This is a genomic window from Candidatus Flexifilum breve, assembly GCF_016713355.1.
The window spans coordinates 252,661-278,697 of the sequence record NZ_JADJPI010000004.1 but is presented as its reverse complement, the minus strand read 5'-3'; the positions used below and the strand labels follow the sequence as shown (position 1 = coordinate 278,697).

At 60.3% G+C, this 26,037-nt stretch carries 25 protein-coding genes; 22 read left to right on the top strand and 3 right to left on the bottom strand.

The window, feature by feature from the left end; genetic code table 11:
• Positions 1-41: 41 nt before the first annotated feature.
• Positions 42-1,013: a 6-phosphofructokinase gene (gene pfkA / locus IPK17_RS02065; protein WP_343416008.1), complete on the bottom strand. Its 972-nt coding sequence runs from the start codon at positions 1,011-1,013 to the stop codon at positions 42-44.
• 196 nt (positions 1,014-1,209) lie between these two features.
• Here pfkA and IPK17_RS02060 point away from each other — a divergent pair, with 196 nt between their 5' ends.
• Both IPK17_RS02060 and acs read left to right on the top strand, forming a co-directional pair.
• A complete protein-coding gene (locus IPK17_RS02060) occupies positions 1,210-1,902 on the top strand; it encodes an endonuclease III domain-containing protein (RefSeq protein WP_343416007.1) in 693 nt (230 codons plus the stop codon).
• A gap of 4 nt (positions 1,903-1,906) precedes the next feature.
• Positions 1,907-3,841: an acetate--CoA ligase gene (acs, locus tag IPK17_RS02055; protein ID WP_343416006.1), complete on the top strand. Its 1,935-nt coding sequence runs from the start codon at positions 1,907-1,909 to the stop codon at positions 3,839-3,841.
• Positions 3,842-3,866: 25 nt separating this feature from the next.
• Here the strand turns inward: acs and IPK17_RS02050 are convergent, their stop codons facing one another.
• Positions 3,867-4,412, bottom strand: a complete 546-nt coding sequence (locus IPK17_RS02050; protein ID WP_343416005.1) for a hypothetical protein — start codon at positions 4,410-4,412, stop codon at positions 3,867-3,869.
• 212 nt (positions 4,413-4,624) lie between these two features.
• The gene (locus IPK17_RS02045) at positions 4,625-5,758 is read right to left on the bottom strand and encodes a hypothetical protein (protein WP_343416004.1); all 1,134 of its coding nucleotides are present in this window, start codon (positions 5,756-5,758) and stop codon (positions 4,625-4,627) included.
• Positions 5,759-5,921: 163 nt separating this feature from the next.
• Here IPK17_RS02045 and IPK17_RS02040 point away from each other — a divergent pair, with 163 nt between their 5' ends.
• The 20 genes from IPK17_RS02040 to ilvC all read left to right on the top strand — a co-directional run bounded on the left by IPK17_RS02040 (position 5,922) and on the right by ilvC (position 25,957).
• Positions 5,922-6,419, top strand: coding sequence for an SRPBCC family protein (locus IPK17_RS02040; protein ID WP_343416003.1), 498 nt, complete (start codon positions 5,922-5,924; stop codon positions 6,417-6,419).
• On the top strand, positions 6,416-7,978 hold the full coding sequence (locus IPK17_RS02035; RefSeq protein ID WP_343416002.1) for a phytoene desaturase family protein: 1,563 nt from the start codon (positions 6,416-6,418) through the stop codon (positions 7,976-7,978). Before IPK17_RS02040 ends, IPK17_RS02035 begins: the two co-directional genes overlap by 4 nt.
• Complete coding sequence (locus tag IPK17_RS02030) at positions 7,975-8,355, top strand: deoxyribodipyrimidine photo-lyase (RefSeq protein ID WP_343416001.1); 381 nt, start codon at positions 7,975-7,977, stop codon at positions 8,353-8,355. Before IPK17_RS02035 ends, IPK17_RS02030 begins: the two co-directional genes overlap by 4 nt.
• Complete coding sequence (locus tag IPK17_RS02025; RefSeq protein ID WP_343416000.1) at positions 8,262-9,101, top strand: cryptochrome/photolyase family protein; 840 nt, start codon at positions 8,262-8,264, stop codon at positions 9,099-9,101. Before IPK17_RS02030 ends, IPK17_RS02025 begins: the two co-directional genes overlap by 94 nt.
• The gene (locus IPK17_RS02020; protein ID WP_343415999.1) at positions 9,098-10,090 is read left to right on the top strand and encodes an alpha/beta fold hydrolase; all 993 of its coding nucleotides are present in this window, start codon (positions 9,098-9,100) and stop codon (positions 10,088-10,090) included. The genes IPK17_RS02025 and IPK17_RS02020 overlap by 4 nt, the downstream gene beginning before the upstream one ends.
• Positions 10,080-10,865 carry a TspO/MBR family protein gene (locus IPK17_RS02015; protein ID WP_343415998.1) on the top strand — a complete coding sequence of 262 codons (786 nt, stop codon included), beginning with the start codon at positions 10,080-10,082 and terminating at the stop codon, positions 10,863-10,865. Before IPK17_RS02020 ends, IPK17_RS02015 begins: the two co-directional genes overlap by 11 nt.
• A 4-nt stretch (positions 10,866-10,869) precedes the next feature.
• Positions 10,870-11,502 (top strand): SDR family NAD(P)-dependent oxidoreductase, encoded by a 633-nt coding sequence (locus IPK17_RS02010; RefSeq protein ID WP_343415997.1) that lies wholly within the window; start codon positions 10,870-10,872, stop codon positions 11,500-11,502.
• Between the two features lie 410 nt (positions 11,503-11,912).
• A complete protein-coding gene (gene nadC / locus IPK17_RS02005) occupies positions 11,913-12,716 on the top strand; it encodes a carboxylating nicotinate-nucleotide diphosphorylase (RefSeq protein ID WP_343416581.1) in 804 nt (267 codons plus the stop codon).
• Positions 12,717-12,737: 21 nt separating this feature from the next.
• Positions 12,738-13,829, top strand: coding sequence for a quinolinate synthase NadA (nadA, locus tag IPK17_RS02000; protein WP_343415996.1), 1,092 nt, complete (start codon positions 12,738-12,740; stop codon positions 13,827-13,829).
• Complete coding sequence (gene nadB / locus IPK17_RS01995; protein ID WP_343415995.1) at positions 13,826-15,430, top strand: L-aspartate oxidase; 1,605 nt, start codon at positions 13,826-13,828, stop codon at positions 15,428-15,430. Before nadA ends, nadB begins: the two co-directional genes overlap by 4 nt.
• 172 nt (positions 15,431-15,602) lie before the next feature.
• Positions 15,603-16,769 carry a cysteine desulfurase family protein gene (locus IPK17_RS01990; protein WP_343415994.1) on the top strand — a complete coding sequence of 389 codons (1,167 nt, stop codon included), beginning with the start codon at positions 15,603-15,605 and terminating at the stop codon, positions 16,767-16,769.
• A 93-nt stretch (positions 16,770-16,862) separates the two neighbouring features.
• Complete coding sequence (locus IPK17_RS01985; protein ID WP_343415993.1) at positions 16,863-17,309, top strand: YybH family protein; 447 nt, start codon at positions 16,863-16,865, stop codon at positions 17,307-17,309.
• Positions 17,310-17,453: 144 nt separating this feature from the next.
• Complete coding sequence (locus tag IPK17_RS01980; RefSeq protein WP_343415992.1) at positions 17,454-17,867, top strand: VOC family protein; 414 nt, start codon at positions 17,454-17,456, stop codon at positions 17,865-17,867.
• 234 nt (positions 17,868-18,101) lie between these two features.
• Positions 18,102-19,367, top strand: coding sequence for an argininosuccinate synthase (locus IPK17_RS01975; protein WP_343415991.1), 1,266 nt, complete (start codon positions 18,102-18,104; stop codon positions 19,365-19,367).
• Positions 19,368-19,461: 94 nt separating this feature from the next.
• Positions 19,462-20,829, top strand: coding sequence for an argininosuccinate lyase (gene argH, locus IPK17_RS01970; protein WP_343415990.1), 1,368 nt, complete (start codon positions 19,462-19,464; stop codon positions 20,827-20,829).
• 363 nt (positions 20,830-21,192) lie between these two features.
• Positions 21,193-21,396, top strand: coding sequence for a hypothetical protein (locus IPK17_RS01965; RefSeq protein ID WP_343415989.1), 204 nt, complete (start codon positions 21,193-21,195; stop codon positions 21,394-21,396).
• A 120-nt stretch (positions 21,397-21,516) separates the two neighbouring features.
• On the top strand, positions 21,517-22,449 hold the full coding sequence (locus IPK17_RS01960) for a branched-chain amino acid transaminase (RefSeq protein WP_343415988.1): 933 nt from the start codon (positions 21,517-21,519) through the stop codon (positions 22,447-22,449).
• 48 nt (positions 22,450-22,497) lie between these two features.
• A complete protein-coding gene (gene ilvB, locus IPK17_RS01955; protein ID WP_343415987.1) occupies positions 22,498-24,204 on the top strand; it encodes a biosynthetic-type acetolactate synthase large subunit in 1,707 nt (568 codons plus the stop codon).
• Between the two features lie 20 nt (positions 24,205-24,224).
• Positions 24,225-24,800, top strand: coding sequence for an acetolactate synthase small subunit (ilvN, locus tag IPK17_RS01950; protein ID WP_343415986.1), 576 nt, complete (start codon positions 24,225-24,227; stop codon positions 24,798-24,800).
• Between the two features lie 146 nt (positions 24,801-24,946).
• The gene (gene ilvC / locus IPK17_RS01945) at positions 24,947-25,957 is read left to right on the top strand and encodes a ketol-acid reductoisomerase (RefSeq protein WP_343415985.1); all 1,011 of its coding nucleotides are present in this window, start codon (positions 24,947-24,949) and stop codon (positions 25,955-25,957) included.
• Positions 25,958-26,037 lie beyond the last annotated feature (80 nt).

Below are 26,037 nucleotides of genomic sequence, written 5' to 3'. Positions count from 1 at the left end.
CCTCGTCCTGACTGATTACTGACGACTATGAACTGATAACTCTACTGCGCCAGCACATCCGCGAGCTGAAACAGATCCATATCCAGCGGCTTGTGCTTGCCGACAATTTCCGGGTAGGGCGTGGGCGTCGCCACCCCTTTGAGCCAGCCGATCAGCACGCCGGATTGACCTTCGCACAGCGTGCGCGTCGCTTTGGCGGCGAGCCGGGTCGCCAGCAGGCGGTCAAAGGCGCCGGGCGTGCCGCCGCGCTGCACATGCCCGAGAATCGTCACGCGCAGCTCAAAGCCGATGCGGTCTTTGTGCGCGTGGAAGTATTCTTTGAGCTTCTCCCCGTTATTCTTCGCGCCTTCGGCCACGACGATCAGGCCGTGCTTTTTGCCGCGCTCGTACGCCTCATTCAAGATGGTTTCGAGGCGTTCCGGTGCGATTTCCGCTTCGGGGATGACGACCGCTTCCGCGCCGCCCGCGATGCCTGCCATCAGCGCGAGGTAGCCGCTGTCGCGCCCCATCACCTCGACCGCGAACGCGCGGCGATGTGACGAGGCTGTCACCTTGAGGCGGTCAATTGCTTCGAGCGCGATATTCAGCGCGGTATCCACGCCGATGGTGATGTCTGATCCGGCGAGGTCATTGTCGATGGTTGAGGCGACGCCGACGACGGGGAGGCCAAGCTTATTGAGCTCATACGCGCCCGTTTGCGAACCGTTGCCACCGATTACGATCAAGCCGTCAATGCCGCGCTTGCCGAGATTGTCGAGCGCTTGTCTGCGCCCTTCCTCGGTTTTGAACTGCGGACAGCGGGCGCTGCCGAGCATCGTCCCGCCTTGCTGAATAATTCCGCCCACGTCACGCGCGCCGAGTTCCTGCATGTCATCGTCGATCAGCCCACGATATCCATCGTGCACGCCAAAGATCGTGCAGCCGTAGTCGAGCCCTGTCCGCACCACCGCTCGAATAGCCGCATTCATACCGGGCGCGTCACCGCCACTGGTCAGCACCGCGATTCGTTTCATCAGGTTGTTCTCTCCCGCCTCACCGTATGAGGCCCGATTGTAGCGTTGGAATTGTGCAAAACAACTCTACTTTAGCAGAGGCTCACCGCTCGGCTAGTGATAACGGGCATAGGTGCAGGGTTGCGTTCATCAGACGTTAAGCGCTGGGCGGTGAAAATGGGTGCATATATAGACATGGATGAGCGAAGGAAGTGTGATGATGACGCAGACTGATGTGCGGGCGAAGGCGCTGGATATGTACCGATTGTTGACAGAGCGCTACGGCGAGCGTCCGCTCAAGCCCCGCCGTCAGCCGATGCATGAGCTGATCTCGACGATTCTCTCGCAGCGCACGACCAATGCCAACGAAGCACTTGCCTACCAGCGAATGTGGGATCGGTTCGGCTCATGGGAGGCAATTCGTGACGCTGATGTAAACGAACTCACCGAGGCGATTGCCCCGTCGAACTACCCCGAGACCAAAGCACCGCACATCAAAGAGACGCTGCGGCGCATCATCGAGGAACGGGGGGAAGCGAACATCGACTTCCTAGCGGATTTGCCGCTGGATCAAGCCATGACATGGCTGATGAGCCTGCCCGGTGTCGGCGTCAAGACGGCCTCGCTCGTCATGCTGTTCTGCTTCAGCAAGCCGATCATGCCCGTGGATACGCATGTGCACCGCGTGAGCCAGCGCGTCGGCTTGATTGGCGCGAAGGTAGGTACGGAAGCAGCGCATCGCGTGCTGCTCGACTTGCTGCCGAACGACCCGTATTTTCTGTACAACTTCCATGTCGCCAACCTCAAGCATGGGCAGCAGTTGTGCATCTGGGCGAACCCCAACTGCGCGCCGTGCCCCCTCAAGCACCTGTGCGATTGGTATCAAGCGAATCGGGCAGGGAAATCGTAGGGGTATGACGCGCTACATGCGAATCGTCCGCAGCCATTGTTGTAGCAGCGGACGCAATGAGAACGAATGGTATTACCCATCTGAAGAAATTGTTCGTTCCGCCCATGTGCCGGATTACGAAGCTCTCTACGCCGAAGCCCAAGCCGATCCCGAAGCGTTCTGGGCGAAGCAGGCGCAAGCATTGGATTGGTTCCAGCCGTGGTCGCAGGTGCTCGATCAGAGCAACCCGCCGTTCTACAAGTGGTTTGTCGGCGGCAAGACCAACATCGCCTACAACGCGCTGGATCGCCATGCGAAGAGCTGGCGGCGCAACAAAGAGGCGTTGATCTGGGAAGGCGAACCCGGCGACCGCCGCACGTTTTCCTACTGGCGGCTGTGGAAGGAAGTCAACAAGTTCGCCAACGTGCTCAAGAGCCTTGGCGTCAAGAAGGGCGACCGCGTCACCATCTACATGGGGCGCATCCCCGAACTGCTGATGGCGATGCTGGCCTGTGCGAAGGTTGGCGCGGTGCACAGCGTCGTCTACGGCGGCTTCTCCGAGCAGGCGCTGGCCGACCGCATCGAAGACGCGCAGAGCCGCGTGGTGCTCACCTGCGACGGCGCGTGGCTGCGCGGCAGCATCGTCAAGCTGAAGGACATGGTCGACGAAGCGGTCAAGCGTTCGCCGATTGTCGAGTCGGTGGTCGTCGTCAAGCGCACCGAGCAGCCGATCAAGATGGAGCAGGGGCGCGACTACTGGTTCCATGACCTGATGAACCTGCCGATTGCCAGCGAAGTGTGCGAAACCGAAGTCATGGACGCGGAAGACCCGCTGTTCATCCTCTACACCAGCGGCACGACGGGCAAGCCCAAAGGCATTCTGCACACGCACGGCGGATATCAGGTGTACACCTCGACCACGCTCAAATGGGTGTTTGATATCAAGGATGAGGATCGCTGGTGGTGCGCCGCCGACCCCGGCTGGATCACCGGGCACAGCTATATCGTCTATTCGCCGCTGATTCTCGGCGCGACCTCCTTCATGTACGAAGGCGCGCCCAACTTCCCGTACCCCAACCGCTGGTGGAAGATGATCGAGCACTACGGTATCACGATCCTCTACACCGCGCCGACCGCTATTCGTGGCCTGATGCGCTTTGGCGATGCGTGGCCCAATCGTCATGACCTCAGCAGTCTGCGCCTGCTCGGCTCGGTCGGCGAACCGATCAACCCGGAAGCGTGGCGCTGGTTCCACAAGGTGATCGGCAAGGAACGCTGTCCGATCATGGATACGTGGTGGCAGACGGAGACGGGCGGCTTCATGATCACGCCCATGCCGTCGGTCGGCCTCAAGCCCGGCAGCGCGACGCGACCGTTCCCGGGCGTCGAAGTCGATGTGGTGGATGAGCAGGGCAACCCCGTCCCGGCGGGCACGGATGGCAACCTCGTCATCAAGAAGCCGTGGCCGTCGATGCTGCGCACCATCTACGGCGACCCGGAGCGCTTCAAGCGCCAGTATTGGAGCGCGTACGAGAAGCAGGGCTGGTATGTGACGGGCGACTCGGCGCGTAAGGATGAGGACGGCTATATCTGGATCATCGGGCGTAACGACGATGTGATCAAGGTGAGCGGCTACCGCCTCGGCACGGCGGAGATCGAGTCTGGCTTGGTCAGTCACCCGGCGGTGGCGGAAGCGGCGGCCATCGGCGTGCCGGACGAAGTGCGCGGCAACGTGATTTACGCCTACTGCATTCTGCGGGCGAACTTCCAGGGCAACGAAACGCTGCGCGAAGCTTTGAAAGACCACATTCGCCACGAAGTCGGGCCGATTGCCGTGCCGACGAAGATCGAATTTGTGGACAGCCTGCCCAAGACACGCTCCGGCAAAATCATGCGCCGCGTCTTGAAGGCGCAGGCGACGGGTCAACCCCTCGGTGACACGAGCACGTTGGAAGAATAACTGTCAGCAGCTTGGTGGAGCGAATTCAGGTGTTCGCTCCACCGTTCTCCTCAAGGTCTTGCGCGGCAATTTTGTCCGCCAAGTCATTCCAGAATCGTTCGGTAAATCGCTTGCGTGTCGGACTTGCGCGAAAGGCCATCAGGCATTCATAGCGCTCATCTTCCGACATCGGAGCCGACTCATCGAATGCCGCATGATGAGCGGTGATCACCGCGGCGTCATACTGCCTCATTTCAACTTCAAGGAAGGCTCCCGCGAACGCGTGGATAGCCGCACCAATATTGTGGTAATTCGTGTCAACGGCCCGTTGAACATACAAGGCTGCATCGAGACTCCGAATACCATCCAGATAGGCTTTTGATGCCTCATCTCCCTCGTAGTCTGCCCAGATTGCGAAGCTATGTTGAGAGTAGTCAATTCGTTCTAGCTTCTGAGCAGCATTGATCCAGTCTCTTACCCACGTGAGCTGCGGATTCAATTCTTCAAAGGTGGGTAAGAAGGCTGTCGCCAGCTCGAGTGCCAGCGCCATAGCACGCTTGATGGGCAGGGCGCGCACGACTTGATGTGTCACGTACACACAATCATTCCAAGCGTCCAATCGGCGGTATGAGCGGCTGTACGAAGTTGCTTTAGGAGTTGTTCTAGGTCATTGTTGGGCATGAGGGGAAAGTTGCTGCTTGTTGGACAAGCAGGACGAACTGTGGTTTGTCTGTCTATTGTACAACTGAATTTGAGAGGACGAGGCACTGCCTCGTCCTTTTCATTGTGCGGGTACCAAGCGTTCTACGAATCTCCGTCCCCCGTCGGTCGCCAACCGATGATTCCGGTGTCCGTGCGGTAGTCACGAGGGAGTTCAGCGGAAAAGAGTTGTTCCCAATTTGCGGTAAAGTCTCCTATGTACAAGATGAGCCTTGCCGGATTATCGATTGACTCTCCGGTTGAAACTATCCAACCGTCGAGTTTACTCACTCTGTCGGGAAACCGACTCAATACTGCCAATACTCTGGGATCATATGGAGCAGGCTCCAATGCTGCATCGATCTCTGTTTCCGGGATTCCGAGTGCATCCTCTAGGCTGAGGTAGCGCGAATGCACGACATCGAAGCCGATATGCCCATCGTCCGTCCACCGAAGATTCCACTCCTCCTCGGCAGGTGTATAGGTGATTCTATGAAGCGTCCCATCTATCGCATGAACAAGATACACATCCCCTTTATGGTTCGTGCGGATGTATTCTTCTCGCAGACCGAGCAAAAACCATTCTTCGTCAGGCGACCAGATCGGATTATAGGAAGCGTAGTAACCGTCAAAACCTGCGATGATCGTGTAAGTGAAGTTATTGGTTAGGTCACGAACATAGAGCGTAGAACTTCCGCCACCCATCATATCCTTGATTTGCTCCCACAGCAGGTACTTATCAGTTGGTGACCAGCGAAGGCGGACTACATAGGCTTCAAACCCCGTGATGCCGTTGGTCGTTTCTGTAACCATCACTGCCGTATCGTCTGCTAGCTTGTAGAGCCAGAGCTGCTCGTTTTCACCCATATCAACAGAAAAGGCAATCGTAGAGGAATCGTGCGCGAACTGCGCCTCCCTAACATGGCACGCGATTGGCGCTTCATACATCCAGCGCAACCTTTCGACATCGTAAACATTTAGGCAGTAGGAAAAGAGTCGACCGTCTGAAGCGGTTAGGGTCAGCAGTGAGCGTCCATCCGGCGACCAGCGAATTTGATCATTGCCGCCTACGCTGATCGTTGGTAAGGGCACGGCTTCGCTCGTGTCACCCGTGATACTCACCAATACCAACTGATCGCCGTCACGATACAAGAACTGCGGCGGATGTGCATCTTGTGCGGTGAGCGTGAATGGGGTGATCAGCAGAAAGAGCAGCAGGGGAATCAAGCGGCGGAACATGGCGCACCTCGACGGTTATTAGCTTTGCTTATTCTAGCTTACACCAAGGCCGTTTTTGTTGCCTGACGTTTCCCCTATTTATCCAATTCTCACTGTTATGTGATTCAACAGTAAGGTGGGCTAAGTATTATGGTGGTGTACCGCAACCAAAGCAGGCACGACCATGACCACGTTTGAACATCGTTCCATCATTCCCGCGACTGTCGAACAGGTGTGGGCGTTCCACGACCAACCGAACGCCTTTCAACTGCTGACCCCGCCGCCGATCTTCGTGCAGGTGCACCGCGACGGGCGCACCTCGCTCAAAGCGGGCGAGGTCGAATTTACGCTGTGGTTTACGTTTCTGCCCGCGCGCTGGCATGTCCGCCACGAGGCGGGTTCGACGCCATTTTCGTTCATCGACCGCGCGCTCTCGGCTCCGGTCGAGTCGTGGGTGCACGAGCACACCATGCGCGCCGTCCCCGGCGGCACGGAACTGATCGATCACATCGAGATCACGCACAAGTCGGGCGGCTTCTGGGCGCTGTTCTCGCGTCTGTTCTTCGACGGGCTGCCGCTGCGCTTCCTGTTCGTCTACCGGCATCTGCGGACGCGGCTTGGTGCTCCCCGCATGTCTCCCCCTCTCCGTTCGGAGACGGGGCAGGGGGGCGAGGTTCGATGACGCAGATCGTCGTGATCGGCGCGGGGATCGGCGGGCTGTCGGCGGCGGCGCTGCTGGCGCAAGCGGGCTGCGCCGTGACCGTGCTCGAAGCGCAGACGTATCCCGGCGGCAGCGCAGGCACGTTCTATCACAAGGGGTACCGCTTCGAGGCGGGCGCGACGGTCGCGGGCGGCTTCCAGCCGAACGGCCCGCATGCCGTCATTGGAGAGAAGCTCGGCATCGAGTGGCCGGTGCGCCTGCATGATCCCGCGTGGGTGGTGCATCTGCCCGACCGCACGGTCGCGCTCACGCGGGACAACGCCGATGTGCTCGCCCAGTTCCCGCACAGCGCGTCGTTCTGGGACGAACAATCGGCGCTGGCCGATCTCGGTTGGTCGCTTTCGGCGCAGGGACTGCCGTGGCCGCCGACGAGCGCCGCGGAACTCGCGCAGCTGGTCAAGGTCGGTGCGCGTAACTTCCCGCGTGATCTGCGCATGCTCCCCTTCGCGTTGATGACCGCCTATGATTGGGTGCGTCTGCGAGGATTGGCGAAAGACCCGGCGTTCGTACGCTTCATCGATGGCCAACTGCTGATCTCCTCGCAGACGACCTCACGTTACGCCAATGCCATGTACAGCGCCACCGCGCTCGACTTGGCGCGACAGGGCGTGTATCACGTCGAGCGCGGCATCGGCGGCATCGCCGAAACGCTGGTCGAGAAGATCCGCGAGTTGGGCGGGCAGGTGCTCTATCGCCAACGCGTCGAACGCATCAACGTGCAGGACGGGCGTGCCGTCAGCGTGACGACCAAGAAGGGCGAGACCTTCGCCTGCGACTTCCTGCTGGCGAACCTCACGCCGTGGTCGCTCGATCACCTGCTGGGCGACGACAGTCCCGCCGCGCTGCGCCGCGAAACGGAGACGCGACCGAGTACCTGGGGCGCGTTCGTGCTGCACATGGGACTCGATGCGTCCAAGCTCCCCACTAATCTGCCCGATCACCATCAGGTGATCGCGGATATGGCCGGGCCGATGGGGGAGACGCGCACCGCCTTCCTGTCGCTCTCGCCAGAGTGGGATGCTTCCCGTGCCCCGGCGGGCATGCGCGCCGCGACCGTCACCACGCACACTAATCCGCAAACATGGTGGGATCTGCTGCGCCTCGACGAATCGGCATACGGTGACAAAAAAGCCGACTACGCCGAGAAGATTCTCGCCAATCTGGACCGGGCGATCCCCGGTTTCAAGAGCGCGGTCAAGCTGCTGCTCCCCGGCACGCCCGTCACCTACGAGTTCTACACGGGGCGGCACCTGGGCATGGTCGGCGGTTTCCCGCAGACCTCGCTGTTCAAGGCGCGGTCGCCGCTCACCGGAATCCCGAATGTGCGCCTCGTCGGCGACTCGATCTTCCCCGGTCAATCGACGGCGGGCGTGACGCTGGGCGCGCTGCGCGTCGCCGCCGATGTGCTGCGCCGTGTTCCCCATTCCAAACGCCAGCCTTCTGTAGGGACGAGGCATGCCTCGTCCTCAACTGAAACGACACCCCGCATGCGCAGTAGCGCAGGGGGTGGGGTCGAATGACGCCCGTGATTCACTGGTTTCGGCGTGACCTGCGCCTGAGCGACAACACCGCGCTGAATGCGGCGCTGGCGACGGGCGCGCCCGTAATTCCGCTGTTCATCTTTGACCCGGCGCTGCTCAAAGGCGAACGCTTCAGCGCGGCACGCCTGAAGTTCATGCTCAAAGGTTTGGAAGCGCTGGACGCGGATCTCAAGCGGCGGGGCAGCGGCTTAGTCATCCGCTATGGTGCAGTCCGCCGATTGCGTCACTGTGCCAGCTCGGGGTGTGCGGGGCAGTCATCGACGTGCCGGACGCGGGCGAAGCGGTGGCGCTGCATCGGCTGGAACGCTTCACCGCCGACGCGATCTATCGCTACGGCGACACGCGCAACCGCCTGACAGCGTATCCTTTCGACGATCTGGTCAGCACCTCGGCGCTCTCACCGTATCTGCGCTTCGGTATGTTGTCGCCGCGCCAGGCTTATCATGCTGCCGCCCGTCTTCTGGAAGATGCCGACGCCCTTAGCGCCAGCGAACGCCAGTCGATCCAGACCTGGATCAGCGAGTTGGCGTGGCGCGATTTCTACAATCACATCCTCTATCACTTCCCACACGTGCTGGAGCGCAGCTTCAAACCGGAGTATGATCGAGTGGAGTACCGTGATGCGCCCGAAGAGTTTGAGCGGTGGGCGGCGGGCATGACGGGCTATCCGGTGATCGACGCGGCCATGCGCCAGATGAATACGCTCGGCTGGATGCACAACCGCGCCCGCATGATCGTCGCCAGCTTCTTGACCAAAGACCTCCTCATCTACTGGCGGCGCGGCGACCTGCACTTCATGCAGCACCTGATCGATGGCGATCTCGCGGCGAATAACGGCGGGTGGCAGTGGTCGGCGGGGACGGGGACGGATGCACAGCCGTATTTCCGCATCTTCAACCCCATTAGCCAATCAGAGCAGTATGATCCGGAGGGCGAGTACATCCGCGCCTTTGTGCCCGAGCTGCGCGACGTGCTGACGCCCTACATTCACGCGCCGTGGACGCTGCCCACGCCGCCCAAAGACTACCCGTCGCCCATGGTTGAACACAGCGCGGCGCGCCAACGAACCCTCGCTGCCTTCAAAAAGGTCAAGACTGTATGAAAAAGTGGTTACTGCGCATAGTGATTGTGCTGCTGATACTGGTGTTCATCGTCCCATTTCTGATTCCCATGCCGACCATTGGCGCTGATCCAGCGACCTTCGCCGACCCCGATGGACGTTTCATCACGGTGAATGGGCTGGAGACCTATGTCCGTGAAAGCGGATCATCCGATGGCGTACCCGTCCTGCTGCTGCATGGGTGGGGGGCGTCGACGTTCTCATGGCGCGACACCATCCCCGCGCTGGCTGAAGCTGGCTACCGTGTCATTGCCTTCGACCGCCCGCCGTATGGCTTATCGACCAAGACGGGTGACAACCTGCCGCTGCTCGTGACCGATCAGGCTGAATTCACCGTGGCGCTGATGGACGAACTCGGCATTGAACAGGCCGTACTGATCGGTCACAGCATGGGCGGCGGGGTGATCGCCAATCTCGCCGTTCAGCATCCTGAACGCGTTTTGGGACTCGGGTTTGTGGCGGCCGCCGTGCAAATTCAAGGTGAAGAGGTCGAAGGGGGCGGTTTCCCGCCCATCGTGCGTGCCGCGCTGGACTTCGCGCCGATTGCGCGCTGGGCACGAATTGGCGTGCGGACGTTTGTCCGCCCGGATGCTTTCGGCGATTTGCAGCGCGATGCCTACTATGACCCAACCAGTGTCACACCGGAGATGCTCGCTGGCTATGCGACGCCGCTCAAGGTCGAGGACTGGGATGCCGCGCTGCTCCGCATTCTGGCCGGACCGGGGCTGGGGGGCAAGGCGCTGACCGCCGCGGAGATCAGCGCGATCAGCGTGCCAGTCGCCATTCTTTGGGGCGAAAACGATACGTGGGTTCCTATCGCAGGCGGCGAACGTCTGCGTGAACTGCTGCCTGAAGCCGCATGGTACACCTACCCGGAGACGGGACATTTACCGATGGAAGAACACCCGGCAGATTTTAACCGGGATCTTTTGAGTTTTGTAGCACAAGAGGTAAGTCAAAATGAATCGTGATGTAATTCGTCAAATCGTCAATGTGATCGCCGTCATCGCTACGATCGTTTTCAACAGTCTCGCGGAAGCCATTCCGATTAACAATCTCACCAGCGCGCAAATCGCCAATCGCTTCGCTGAACGGACCTATTTTCTTCCGGCCAACTATGTCTTCGCTATCTGGGGCGTGATCTACCTCGGCATGATCGCGTTTGCCATCTTCCAGGCGCTGCCATCGCAGCGTGAGAACCCGCGCATGCGCCGCATCGGCTACTGGTTTGTCCTCTCCGGTATCGCCAACTGCACCTGGTTAGTTCTGTTCCACTACGAGCAGTTCGCCATCAGCACCCTCGTGATCATCGTGCTGCTCTTCGCTCTCCTGCGCGTTTACCTCATTCTGCGTGACGGCCAAACCATTTCCCGTACGGAATTCTGGATGGTGCGTGTGCCCATGAGCATTTACTTTGCGTGGGTCGCAGTCGCCACGGTCGCCAACTTCACCTATGTCGGCGTCGTCGCCAACTGGGATGGCTTCGGCATCGCCTATGAAACGTGGGGCGCGATCATGCTGGTTGTCGCCGGACTGATTACCGGGACGATTGCGTTTGTCAATCGTGATCTCGCCTATATGGGCGTAGTCGTGTGGGCGTTTGTCGGCATTCTTGTGCGCCATGGGGCTGTCTCAGTGGTGGCGCTGCCCGCGGGCCTGATGGCGGCGGTGGTTGGTGTGGCGGTGCTGATCGCCTACTTCACGCGGCGGGGCAGTGATCGCCCGTTGACTGCGGGGCGCGCCTAACCTCATGCCGCAGGCTTTGATCTGGGGCGCTTCTGGGGGGATCGGGAGCGCCCTTGTTCGCACCTTGAAAGGCGCGGGGTGGCAGGTGTACGCGGCCGCCCGCGACGAGAGTCGTATCCCGGCAGAGGCCGATCTGGTGCTGACCTTCGGCGCGGCGAGCGAGTATAGTATGCAGACGGCGGTGACGCGCGTCGCTTACGAGACGAGCGAGCTAGATCTGGTCGTGTACGCGGCGGGCGGTTTGCAGGCGGAAACCGTGAGCGATTTCGCCGCCGCCGACTGGCAAGCGGTCATCGATGCCAACCTGACCGGGGCGTATCTGTGCGCCAAGCACAGCCTGCCGCTGCTCAAGCCCGAGGGGCAGATGGTGTTCATCGGTGCGTATACTGAGAAGATCACGCTTCCGCGCTTCGCCGCCTATGCGGGCGCGAAGGCCGCGCTGGAAACCTTCGTCGCTGTCCTGGCGAAAGAGAATCGGCGGCAAAAGTTCACGCTCGTCAAAGTGGGCGCGGTCGATACGCCGTTCTGGCAGAACGTCCCGTTTGCGCTGCCTAAAACCGCGCTCTCCGCCGCTACAGTCGCGGCGCGGCTGCTGGAACATTTCACGAGTGGTACAGGTGGTGTCCTAGAACTTTAGTATCCGCACATCACCCCCCCGCCCCCCCCCCCCCCCCCCCCCCCCCCCGGCGGGGGCGGGGGCCGGCACCCCCCCCCTCCCGGCCCCCGCGCCCGGGGGGGGGGGGGGGGGGGGGGGGGGGACCTCCCACTCCTTCCCCTCCCCACCCCCCCCCCCCCTCCCCCCCCCCCCCCCCGGGGGCGGGGGGGGGGGGGGGTGGGGCGGGGAGCCCCGCCCCCCGGTGCTGCTGCGACCCCTACAAAGCGGGGGGATGCGCCGAATGGACTTAGTGTCACATTGACTACAAGTCCGAATGGTCCTATGATAGTGTCAAGTGAGAGCGCCGAGTGCGCTCTCAAAATATCGGTTCAGATAGTGTAGAAATGACACTAAGTTGAGCTCATTCCACATGGCAAACTGCCGCCCAGCATCTGGTCGAGCTGGCGCTGGCCGAAGATTTAGGGGACCGGGGCGATGTGACGAGCGCACTCTCGATTCCGGCGGACACGATCATCACGGGTCGCATCCGCGCGAAAGAAGCGGGCGTAATCGCTGGGTTAGAGATCGTGCGTATGGTCTACGCGCAGATCGATCCAGCGGTGACAGTCGACTTGCTACTCACTGATGGCACGTCCGTCGAGGTCGGCACTGTGATCTGTGAAGTGCGTGGGGCAGGGCGGTCGGTGTTGTCGGGCGAACGAGTCGCGCTCAACTTCTTGCAGCACCTCTGCGGCGTTGCCTCGCTCACGGCGAAGTTCGTCGCGGCGGTCAAGGGGACGAAGGCGGTCATCCTCGACACCCGCAAGACAACCCCCGGCTGGCGTCTGCTGGAAAAATACGCCGTGCGGATGGGTGGCGGGCAGAATCACCGCATCGGCCTGTACGACATGGTGCTCATCAAAGACAATCACATCGACGCGGCGGGCGGCATCACGGCGGCGGTGACCGCGGCGCAAGCGGCGGCCTTGCCGATTGAAGTCGAAGTCAAAAATCTCGATGAATTGTGCGAGGCGCTTACGTTGAAGGTGGATCGCATTTTGCTGGACAACATGAACCTTCAGCAAATGCGGCAGGCGGTGACGATTACGGCGGGACATGTTCCGCTGGAAGCATCGGGCAACATGGCGCTGGATCGCGTCGCCGCTGTGGCGGCGACCGGTGTCGATTACATCAGCGTCGGGGCGCTCACGCATTCCGCGCCCGCGCTGGATCTGTCCATGCGGTTAAGTAGTTAAGGCGAGTGACGATGACGGTATATGACGCTGACGCAGGATGAAACCCTGCTGGAACGTGAGCAAGACGCAATTGAGCGCATCACGCGGGCGCGCGCCATTTTAGGGGATGATGTGGTCATCCTCGGCCACCACTATCAGCGCGACGAAGTGGTGCAGTTCGCCGACTTTCAGGGCGACAGCTATCAACTATGCAAGGAAGGCTCGAAGGTCACCGCCAAATACATCGTGTTCACGGGCGTGCACTTCATGGCGGAAAGCGCCGTCGTGCTCGGTCGGCCGGATCAGGTCGTGATTCTGCCAAACCTCAATGCGGGGTGCAGCATGGCGGATATGGCCAACCTTGAACAGGTGCTGACCGCGTGGGATGAACTGGAACAGGTGCTCGGCGCTGATCCGGTCAACCGCATCATGCCGATCACCTATATGAACAGCGCGGCCAACCTCAAAGCGTTCGTCGGTGCGCGTGGCGGCACCGTGTGTACGTCGTCCAACGCGCATGGCGCGCTTGATTGGGCCTTCAACCAGCGCGAGAAGGTCTTCTTCTTCCCGGATCAGCATCTCGGACGCAACACCGGCAAGGCGATGGGCATTCCGCTCGATCAGATGGTGCTCTGGAATCCCTTCAAGCCGTTTGGCGGGCTGACCGATGCGCAAATCCTCAACGCCAGGATCATCCTGTGGGCGGGCCATTGCAGCGTGCATCAGCAGTTCCGACCCGATCACATCGATCTGTGGCGCAAGCATCACCCGGATATCAACATCATCGTGCATCCCGAATGCGCGATGGAAGTGGTCGACAAGGCCGATTATGTCGGTTCGACGGCGCGCATCGTGGATGTGATCAGCGCCGCGCCCGCCGGGTCGAAGTGGGCAGTCGGCACGGAAGTGCATCTCGTCAACCGCATCAAGAATCAGTTCCCGGACAAGTTCATTCAGCTCCTGTCGCCGTTTTCGTGCCTGTGCAGCACCATGTACCGCATCAGCCCGCTGGACTTGGCGAACGTGCTGGAAAATCTGGTCGAAGGGCGCGTGATCAATCAGATCACCGTCCCTGCCGATGTTGCGGCCAATGCCCGCTTGGCGCTGGATCGGATGCTGGCGATCCCCAAATGAGCGACTTACGCACCCATACCCTGATTATCGGCTGCGGCATCGGCGGGGCGGCGGCGGCGCTCCGCTTGAGCGACGATCCCAGCCACCATGTCACCATCATCACGCGTTCGCCCGAGGCCAAAAGCAGCAATACGGCGTGGGCGCAGGGTGGCATTGTCACGCGTGGCCTGGAGGACTCGCCGGATCTGCTGGTGAACGACATTCTCAACGCGGGCGCGGGCTTGAGTTCACCCCGTGCGGCGCGGTTGCTGGCCGAGGAAGGTCCGGCGCTCGTGCAGTCCGTGCTGATTGAACGGGCGGGCGTCCACTTTGACCGCACCGAGGACGATGAGCTGATCTATGGTCTGGAAGCCGCCCATTCGACGCGGCGCATCATCCATGTCGGCGACAAAACGGGTGGTGCGATCATCGCGGAGATGCTGGCCACGCTCAAACGCTGCCCGAATGTCACGCTGCTGACCAATCACACCGCCGTTGACCTGATCACCTTTCCCCATCACTCGCTCGATCCGCTGGATGCCTACGAGCCGATGACCTGTCACGGCGCGTATGTGCTGGATCGGGACTCCGGTGAAATTCACCGCGTGCTCGCCGCCCATACCATTCTGGCGACGGGCGGCTTAGGCCAAATCTATCGCAACACGACCAACCCGCGCGGCTCACGGGGTGACGGTATTGCGATGGCGTGGCGTGCCAATGTGCGCGTTATCAATGCGGAATATGTGCAGTTCCACCCGACCGCTTTGAGCGTGCGCGGCGCGCCTAACTTGCTCATCAGCGAGGCGGTGCGCGGCGAAGGCGCGGTGCTGCTCACGCCCAACGGCGAACCGTTCATGCATCGTTATGATCCTGTGTGGAAGGAACTCGCGCCGCGTGATGTCGTCGCGCGCGCCATTCACAGCGAACTGCTTGAACATGGCTACGAACACGTGCTGCTCGACATTGCCAGCAAACGCGACGCCGCCTTCATCCGCGACCGCTTCCCGCAGTTGGTCGAAACGGCGGCGCAGTTCGGCCTCGACCCGACGCGCGAACCGATTCCGGTTGTGCCTGCCGCGCACTATTTCTGCGGCGGCGTGTTGGTTGACGACTGGGGGCGCACCAGCTTTGACAATCTGTATGCGGTCGGAGAAGTCGCCTGTACCGGACTGCACGGCGCGAATCGGCTCGCCAGCACCAGCCTGCTCGAAGGTCTAGTCTGGGGCGATCGGGCGGCGCGGCATGTGCTGGAACGCCAGCGCGACCCCATCGCCTTGAATCGCGTTCCCGAATGGCGCTATATCGGCGTGGATGAACCCGATCCCGCGCTCCTCGAAGGCGACATGACCACCATCAAGAACGTCATGTGGCATTATGTCGGCCTCGTGCGCACCGAAGAACGCCTCGCCCGCGCCGACCGCGAACTGCGCCACCTCGCCCACGAAATCGAGAACTTCTACCGCCGCGCTCGCCTCAACGACGCGCTGATCGGTTTGCGTAACGCCATTCAAGTGGCGCGTACCATCACCTTTGCCGCGCAGCGCAACAAGGTCAGCCGGGGTACGCACTATCGCGCCGACGAACAGCGCGACATTCAAGACGTGCTCATGCGGCGGTCGTAACCCCCCCCCCCCCCCCCCCCCGGGGGGGTTCGCAAGCATCGCCCTTTTGCCCCCCCCGCGTAAGGGGCAAGGCAAAGACAGCTCCCCTTCTCCCCTGCTTGGGGGGGGGGGGGGGGGGGGGGGGGGGGGGGGGTGTTGTTAACCGTAATCAAATGGGAAGGGAATAATCCCCATGACCGACTTTATCTATCTGGATCACAGCGCCACCACGCCGACTGATCCGCGCGTAGTCGAAGCGCTGCTGCCGTTCCTCACCGAGCTATACGGCAACCCGTCGAGCCTGCACAGCGCGGGCAAAACGGCGGGCGCGGCGCTGGAAGCCGCCCGCGCGACCATCGCCCGCGTCCTCAACTGCTCGCCCACCGAGCTGATCTTCACCAGCGGCGGCACAGAGAGCGATAACCTCGCCCTGCGCGGCGTCGCAGCAGCACAGCAGGCGCGCGGACGCGGCGCGCATATCATCTCGACCGCAGTAGAGCATCACGCCGTCTACGATGTGCTCAAGGACATGGCCGAACATGGCTTTGACGTGACGTTTCTGCCCGTTGATCAATATGGCCGCGTGACCGCGCAGCAGGTCATCGACGCGCTGCGCGCTGATACCATCCTCGTCAGCGTGATGTACGCCAACAACGAAGTCGGCAGCCTGAACCCTATTGCGGAGATCGGCGCGGAGCTGCGTCAGCGGCGTGTCCCGTTTCATGTCGATGCGGTGCAAGCGCCCGGTCTGCTCTCGCTCGATGTGCAGGCGCTCAACGTCGATCTGTTGAGCCTGTCGGCACATAAGTTTTACGGCGTGAAGGGCATTGGACTGCTGTATGTGCGCCGTGCCATCCCCCTGCAGCCGCAATTGCTCGGCGGGACGCAGCAAGCGCATCGCCGCGCGGGGACCGAACCCGTCGCGCTGATTGTTGCGCTGGCGCGGGCGCTCGAACTGGCCGAAGCCGAACGCACTGACACAGTTGCGCGGCTGCTTCCCCTGCGCGACGATGTCATTCGCCGCATTCTGGAGACGATTCCCGAAGCGGCGCTGACTGGCCATCCGACCGACCGCTTGCCGGGACATACCAGCTTTGCCCTGCGCGGCCTCAACGGCGACTCGCTGCTGCTTGACCTCAACGAAGTGGGCATCGGCGCGAGTGGTGGCAGCGCCTGCACGACCGGCCAGCAGGAGCCGAGTCACGTGCTGGTGGCGATGGGCGTCGATCCGGATCGCTTGATGGGGCAGGTGCGCTTTGTGCTCGGTAAGCACAGCACACCAGAACATGTCGATAAGCTGGTGTATCACCTTACGGCGCTGGCGCAGCGGCATCGTGCCATGATTCCGAATATGGGCTAGTAAATTGCGCGGAAGGGGCTATGCTCATGTCGATAGCTAAAACGTAGAAAAGGCTCTGGTACTGAAGACAATGAACAGCAGAAACCATATTCGATGATCACGATTCCTTTAACAGAACCCGAAATTCAGGATCTGGTCGAAAACTGGTATGCCGCGCTCGATACGCACGCTGACACCGATGAGATGCTCAGCTATCTGGCGGACAAGGGCATGGAAATGCGCTTCCCCGAAGCGAAAGTCCGTGGTCACGCTCAGTTCTCCAAGTGGTATGACGGCATCATCCACACCTATTTTGACGAAGTCCACACGCTGCAAGAGCTGGATATTGAGATCACCGATAACGGGATGCGGGCGGTTGTGCATGTGGTTGGGCGTTGGGAAGCCAGCCGCTGGAAAGCACCTGCGGCCAAGAGCGAACGCTTGCAGATGCTCGCCGATCAGACATGGACGATCATTCGTCAGACCGACAGCGGACAGTCCGTTATCCAGACCTACATTGTGAACTCCCTGACGCCGCTGCCGGGCAGTGTCCCGCTGTAACCTGAGCTGCGCGTCCCGGCGAACATCCACCTGAAAACTGCAAATACAGCACATTTGTTCACACATGGGCGCTATCTGAACATGTAGGGTGGCACTCAGTGAATATGTGCTGATTCGCGCACTAGTCTCAGGAGGAGAGACCCCATGATTCGCTTGAACCCGTACGTTCATTTCAAGGGCAATGCCCGTGAAGCCATGGAATTCTATCAGAGCGTTTTTGGCGGCACGCTCAACATCAGCACGTTCAGTGAATACGGTATGGCCGACAATCCGACCGAAGGTAACAAGATTATGCACTCCCAGCTCGAAGCGGCGAACGGGTTGGTCTTCATGGGTTCAGACACGCCCAGCCATATGGCCTACCAACCGGGCGCGACGATCACCATGTCGCTGAGCGGCACTGACGAAGCGCAGCTGCGCGGCTACTGGGACAAGCTCGCGGTGGGCGCGACGATTGATCAGCCGCTGCAAGCGTCGCCCTGGGGCGATCATTTCGGAATGCTCACCGACCAATACGGCATCGAGTGGATGGTCAACATCACGGCCCAGCGCACCTAAGTTATCCCGCGTCTGGAATGCTGATAACGCGCCCAAGTTCGCCTTTTAGACTGCTTGACAATTCTTACGGGCGCGTTATCCTTATACCCATGTTAACTTCTACCTGCTTCTTCCGTCGTATCCGTCGTCGCAATACCGATTCCATCTCGGGGTAATTGCGTCTGCGTGACGGCAAATGCATTGTGGATGCGAAGACCCCAACGGGGTCTTTTTTATTTCTGGAGATAGGGGATCATGGCAAGAAAAGACATCAAGAAGATCGTCCTCGCCTACAGCGGTGGGCTGGATACGTCGATCATCGTCCCGTGGCTGAAGAACAACTACGACAACTGTGAAGTCATCTGCTTCACCGCCGATCTCGGGCAGGAAGAAGAACTGACCGGGTTGGAAGAAAAGGCGATCAAGACGGGGGCGAGCAAGCTTTACATTCGTGACCTGCGCGAAGAATTCCTGACCGATTTCGTCTTCCCCACGCTCAAGGCAGGCGCAGTCTACGAACGCATGTATCTACTCGGCACGTCGTTCGCGCGTCCGCTCATCGCCAAGCACATGGTCGAAGTCGCGGAAGCCGAAGGCGCGGATGCGGTCGCGCATGGGGCGACAGGCAAGGGCAACGATCAGGTGCGCTTCGAACTGACCGTGATGGCGCTCAACCCCAAGCTGAAGATCGTCGCGCCGTGGCGTGAATGGGACATTCGCAGCCGCGAAGATGCCATCGCCTACGCGCAGGAATTCAACGTGCCGATCACCAGCACGCTCAAGTCGATTTACAGCCGTGACCGCAATCTCTTCCACTTGAGCCATGAAGGCGGTCCGCTCGAAAATCCGTGGAATGAGCCGGAAGAAGACATGTTTAAGCTGTCCGTTAGCCCGGAAAACGCGCCGGACACCCCGCAATACGTTGAGATTGGCTTCCACAAGGGCGACCCCATCAGCGTTGACGGGGTGGAACTTCCGCCGGTTGAGCTGTTTATACAACTGAACCGCATCGCCGCCGCGCACGGCATCGGGCGCGTGGATATGGTCGAGAATCGCCTCGTCGGTATGAAGAGTCACGGCGTGTACGAAACCCCCGCGGGCACGGTGCTGCATACGGCGCATCAGGCGCTGGAGAGCATCACGCTCGATAAGCACACCATGCACTATAAGGACATCCTCGCCGTTAAGTATGCCGAACTGGTCTACAACGGCCTGTGGTACACGCGCCTGCGCCATGCGCTCGATGCCTTCGTGAACATCTCGCAGGAAAACGTCACCGGGACGGTGCGCCTCAAGCTGTACAAGGGCAACGTGATCATCGTGGGACGCAAGAGCGCGCAGAGCCTGTACCGCGAAGATTACGCCTCGTTCGGTGAGGAAAACGTGTACAACCAGCGTGACGCCGAAGGCTTCATCCAGTTGTTCGGCCTGCCGATGAAGGTCGAGGCGCTGCTCAATATTGACGGCGGCGGCAAGAGCCCGTACATCCAGCCCGATTACAGCCGCTTCAAGCGCGACTAAAAGCCAAGAACGATTAACCACAGATCACAGAACACAGAGGAAGGATTTTTTCTCTGTGAACTGTGAACTGACCACTGATAACTTTGGAGGCTTTATGACATTATGGGGTGGGCGGTTCAGCGAGCCGACCGATGCCGATCTGCGCGCGCTGAACGACAGCATCGGCTTTGACCAGCGCATGTATAAAGAAGACATTCAGGGCAGCATCGCATGGGCGACCGCGTTAGGGCAGGCGGGTGTGATCTCTGGCGACGATGTCGAACACATCGTCGATGGGCTGGAGAAAGTGCGCGCGGAATTCGACACGGGGACATTCGCGTTCAAAGCGGGCGACGAAGACATTCACACTGCCGTCGAACGCCGCCTCACCGAGTTGATCGGCGTGGTCGGCGGTCGCTTGCACACGGGGCGCAGCCGCAACGATCAGGTGGCGACCGACCTCCGACTGTGGACCCATGCCGCGCTGAATGCTGCTCGTGAAGCCGTGGCTCAACTGCAAGCCGCGCTGGTCGAGCAAGCCGAAATTCACATCGAGACGCTCATGCCCGGCTATACCCATGTGCAGACCGCGCAGCCGGTCACGGCGGGACACTGGCTGATGAGCTACTTTTGGATGTTCCAACGCGACCGCGGGCGCTTGAGTCACGCTGCCGATGCCAGCTTGGAATGGCTGCCGCTCGGCGCGGGCGCGCTGGCGGGGACGGCGTTCCCGATTGAACGCAATCAACTCGTCAGTCAACTGGAGTTTGATGCGGCCAGTCCGAACAGCCTTGATGCCGTGAGCGACCGCGATTACGTCGCGGACAGTCTGTATGCCTTGTCGATGCTGACCATTCACCTGAGCCGCCTCAGTGAAGATCTGATCTGGTTCAGCAACCCGGCCTTCGGCTATGTCGCGTTGAATGACCGCTACAGCACCGGGTCAAGCCTCATGCCGCAGAAGCGCAACCCTGATCCGATGGAGTTGGCACGCGGCAAAGCCGGGCGTTTGATCGGGAACCTGACGGGCTTTTTGACGACGCTCAAAGGCTTGCCGACAGGCTACAATAAAGACCTGCAGGAAGACAAAGAGCCGCTGTTCGATTCGTTTGATACGCTGATGCGGATTCTTCCGGTCGTCACTGCGGTGATCAAGACGCTCAAGCTCAACCCGGACAAAATGCGGGCGGCACTCGATCCGGATATGCTGGCGACCGATCTCGCCGATTATCTCGTGTTGAAGGGCATGCCGTTCCGCGAAGCGCACCATGTGTCGGGCCGGGCGGTACGGTTAGCGGCGGAGCAGGGGATTAAGCTGCATGAACTCACGGTTGAGTCGCTGCGCGGCCTGTCAGCGCTGTTTGAGGACGATGTCAACAACGTGTTCAATTTTGCGGCCTCGGTCGCGCGCCGCAGCGTGATCGGTGGCACGGCACCGGCATCTGTGCGCCAGCAGATCGCACACGCGAAACGCTTGTTGTAGGCCGCGTTTTAGTGCGCCGCTGCTGCTCTAATCCGAACAGGTCCGCGTTTTCTTCCCAGATTCTCTCGTTTAGGCAACCTGCATAATCGTAAACGGTTACACTATACGAACTTTATGCAGGTTCGCATCTGATTGTTGACAGCTTTGGCGTTAATGGTTACGCTATCTTACAGTTCTTTAGCAGGAATGACGAAATGTCCTTCAAAAGCCGCGTACTGATTAGCCTCATTAGCCTTATTAGCGTACTCGTCCTTACGGGCGGGGTAATTGGGCTTGGGTGAGTTCAGCGGCACGTAGTTAGCGAAACGTCAGCGAAAAAAGCCCCCAAGCCCTGGGGGCTTTTCTTTTTCCAGGAGTTTGCACGTGGAACCAAAAGCCAACGGTCAGCAGCAACCTGTCAGCCCGCGTCGCGCGGCGCAGCCGACCGCCATGCCATGTACCAGTCCGTGGACTGAACCGTATCAGTTCAGTTTCGCGGATGATCGCCGTTCGTCTCATAGCGACGATCAGGATCTTCAGCCGACGCATGACGCGCTTTCTCACATCTACAACCGTGGATATGCCTAGAAAGCGCGTTTTGTTTTTGTAAACCAAAGTTAAACGGTAAAAGTCAAAAGTTGAAAGCAGCCGACTCTTTACTTTTAACTTTCAACTTTTGTCACAGGTTATCAAGGGAGAATAACATTCATGCTTATCTGGCGTAACGGGGAATTTGTCGATTGGGAGAAGGCGACGGTTCATGTCACCACCCATGCGCTGCACTACGGATCGAGCGTCTTCGAGGGCATTCGCGCCTACAGGACCAAGCAGGGGACGGCGATCTTCCGCTTGCAGCCGCACATGCAACGTTTGCTCAATTCGGCGAAGATCGCGCGCATCGAGGTACCGTTCACCGAAGCGCAGTTCAACGAAGCCGCGCTGGAAATCGTCCGGCGCAACGGTCACGAATCCTGCTACATGCGCCCGATCGTGTTTCGGGGCGCGGGGGTGCTCGGCGTCGAGGGCCGCAAGAACCCGACCGAATGCGTGATCTTCACGCTGGAATGGGGACGTTATCTCGGCAAGGAAGCCATCGAGCAGGGCGTTGACGTACAGATCAGCACGTGGCGGCGCGTCGCTCCGGATACAGGCGCCTCGCTGGCAAAGATCGGCGGGCAGTACGTCAACAGCCAGTTCATCAGCATGGAAGCGCACGATGGCGGTTTCACCGAAGGCATCGCGCTGGACTTTAACGGCACGGTCAGTGAAGGCGCGGGCGAGAACATCTTCGTCGTGTACGAAGGCACGGTTTACACCCCCGGCATCGGCTCGTCGATCCTCAATGGCATCACCCGCGACAGCGTGATCAAGCTGATGGGCGACCTCGGCATGAATGTGCGATTTGAAGCGATCCCGCGCGACCTGCTGTACATCGCCGATGAAATCTTCTTCACGGGTACGGCGGCGGAGATCACCCCGGTGCGCTCCGTGGATCGCATCAAGGTGGGCAAAGGTTCACGCGGTCCCATCACGCAGGCGCTGCAAGAAGAATTCTTCGCCATCACGTCGGGCGAAAAAGCGGATCGTCACGGGTGGCTGACCCCCGTTTATCAGACTGAGAAACAGGAATCGTCGGGCTGAGCCAGACGACTACGCGACCGATAACCTGGTTGTGCAAAGGATGCAAAAATGAAACTGACTGGCGCTGAGATCATCATGGAATGTCTGCTCCGCGAAGGGGTGGAAGTGATGTTCGGGTATCCCGGCGGGGCGATTCTGCCCACCTATGACGCGATGACGAAGTACCCGCAGATTCACCATGTGCTGGTGCGCCACGAACAGGGCGCCGCGCACATGGCGGATGGCTACGCCCGCGCGACTGGCAAAGTCGGCGTCGCGATTGCGACGAGCGGCCCCGGCGCGACTAATTTGGTCACGGGACTGGCCACGGCGATGATGGACTCCTCCCCGATTGTGGCTATCACCGGGCAAGTCTCACGCGGGGTGATCGGTTCCGACGCCTTCCAGGAATGCGACGTGACGGGCGTGACGCTGCCGGTCACCAAGCACAATTATCTGGTGATGAACACGCATGAACTGCCGTATATCATTCGCGAAGCCTTCTACATTGCGCGCTCTGGTCGCCCTGGCCCCGTGCTGATCGATGTGCCGAAAGACGTGCAGAACGAAAGCATCGAATTCGTGTATCCCGAAGATGAAATCCATCTGCCGGGGTACCGTCCGCCGCAGGGCGGGAGCGCCGACGATATTGCCGCCGCGCTCGAACTGATCGCGAAGGCACAGCGACCGATCATCCTCGCCGGACATGGCGTGGTGATGGGCGGCGCGACGCAGGAACTGCGCGAACTCGCCGAACGCACGCAGTCGCCGGTCTCGCTGACGCTGCTCGGTAAGGGTGCCATGCCGGAAGATCATCCGCTGACCGTCGGCATGATGGGCATGCACGGCAACGCCGCGTCGAACTTCGCCATTCAGGAGTCCGATCTCATCATCGCGCTCGGTATGCGCTTTGATGACCGCGTGACGGGCACGCTCAAGACATATGCGCCCAACGCCAAGAAGATTCATGTTGATATTGATCCATCGGAAATCAACAAGAATGTCCATGTCGACGTGGGGATCGCGGGCGACCTGCGCACGGTGTTGTCACAGCTTCTGCCCAGCGTTCAACCGCAGCAGCACAGCGAATGGCTGAACCGCATCCGTGATTGGCACGAAGATGCCGACGAGCGCGACATCCTTAAGCGCGACATCAAAGACGCGCTGCTCGGCGCGCAGGTGGTCAATGACCTGTGGAAGTTCACGGACGGTAACGCCGTCACCGTGACCGACGTGGGGCAGCACCAGATGCTCGAAGCCCAGTACTACCCGCATCAGCGTCCCGCCAGCATGCTCACGAGCGGCGGCCTCGGCACGATGGGCTTCGGCCTGCCCGCCGCCATCGGCGCGAAGTTCGGCAAGCCGGACGAAGACGTGTGGGCGATCGTCGGCGACGGCGGGTTCCAGATGACGCTGTGTGAGCTGGCGACGCTGCGGCAGGAGAACATCAAGGTCAACATCGCCATCATTAACAACAGCTATCTCGGCATGGTGCGCCAGTGGCAGGAGCTGTTCTACGAAGAACGCTACAATGCCACCCCCATGTTTAACCCGGATTTCTGCAAGCTCGCGGAAGCCTACGGCATCCCGTCGATGAAGGTCACGAGCCGCGATCAGATGGAAGCGTCGGTGAAGTTTGCGCGGGAAACCCCCGGCCCGGTGCTGATCGAATACGTCGTCCAGAAAGAAGAAATGATTTATCCAATGGTGCCGGCGGGCGCAGCCCTGCACGACATGGTGCGTCGTCCCAAGCCTGATGAAGAAGAACAGAAGTAGCGAAACGCGGAGCAAAGCAAATGTCTGAATCACGAGCTAAACATATTCTGGTGGCGCTGGTCGAAAACAAGCCCGGTGTCCTCAATCGTGTGGTGAGCATGTTCCGGCGGCGCAACTTCAACGTCGACAGCCTCACCGTCGGGCGCACCCACAAGCCGCACATGTCGCGCATGACCATCGTGCTGGAAAGCGGACGCATGGATCCGCGCCGCGTGGCGCTCAACCTGCTCAAGCTGATCAACGTCATCGACGTGACGGTCGTCTCGCAAGAACCCTATGTCAGCCGTGACCTCGCGCTGATCAAAGTGCGCGCGAATGATGCGTATTCGCGCAACACGCTCACGCAGATTTGCGACCGCTACCCGGCGCGCATCGTCGACATTGGCCCCGAAGTCGCGATTTTGGAAATTGCGGCGCAAGAGGATATTGTCGAAGCGCTGATCGAAGATGTGAAACCGTTGGGAATCGTGGAACTCGTCCGCACGGGCGTGGTGGCGATGGGGCGCGGCGTCCGCATTCTGGACACTGATTACGAACCTGTCGTCCCTGTCACGGCGAATGGTCACACGTCGCAGTATCAGGTGTACGGTGTGTAACTGAAACAACTTGGTTTCTGCCGAAAACCGGTATGTTTGTAGGGACGCCCAACGGGGCGTCCGCCGGGATCGGATGAAAAGACGGACGCGCCGTTGCGCGTCCCTACCATGTGTCGGCAAATTCTCAACCTACAAGGAAATCTCGAATGGCAGTGCTTTTCTACGACAAAGATGGTGATCTCTCGCTGCTGAATGGCAAAACGATTGCCGTGATCGGTTACGGGAGTCAGGGACACGCGCACGCGCTCAACGCCAAAGAAAGCGGCGCGAACGTGATCATTGGCCTGCATGAAAGCAGCAAGAGCCGCGCCAAGGCGGAAGCGGATGGCCTCAAGGTCTACTCGGTGGCGGAAGCGACCAAGCAGGCCGACATCGTCATGGTGCTCATCCCGGATACCATGCAGGCGAAGGTCTACCACGACGACATCGAAGCGAACCTCAAGCCCGGTTCCATGCTGATGTTCGCGCATGGCTTCAACATCCACTACGGCACGATCAAGCCGCCGGCCTCGGTCGACGTGGCGATGGTCGCGCCGAAGGCCCCCGGTCACCGCGTGCGCGAAGTCTACAAGGACGGCGCGGGCACGCCCGGTCTGCTGGCGGTGTATCAGGATGCGACCGGCCAGGCGAAGGCGCTCGGCTTGGCCTATGCCAAAGCGATTGGCTGCACCCGCGCGGGCGTCATTGAGACGACCTTCAAGGAAGAGACCGAAACCGACCTCTTCGGTGAACAGGTGGTGCTGTGCGGCGGCGTGACTGCGCTCATCCGCTCGGCCTTCGAAACGCTGGTCAAGGCGGGCTACCAGCCGGAAATCGCCTACTTCGAATGCATGCACGAACTTAAGCTGATCGTTGACCTGATGTACGAAGGCGGCCTCAGCTACATGTGGTACAGCGTGAGTGACACCGCCGAATACGGTGGCTATGTCGTCGGCGACATGGTCGAAGAAGCGGTCAAGGAACAATTCGCCGGGGTGCTGGCGCGCATTCAGGATGGCTCGTTCGCCCGCGAATGGATCGACGAAAATATCAACGGGCGTCCGAACTTCCGCCCGCGGCGCAACACCGAACACAGCTTGCTGATCGAACAGGTTGGCGCGGAACTGCGCGACATGATGCCGTTCCTGAAAGCCAAGCGAATTAAGCAGGAAAATTAGACTTCTAACCTCACCACCTGTAGGGGCAGACCGATGTGTCTGCCCTCAAGGGCGCACACGCAGGTGCGCCCCTACAAAGG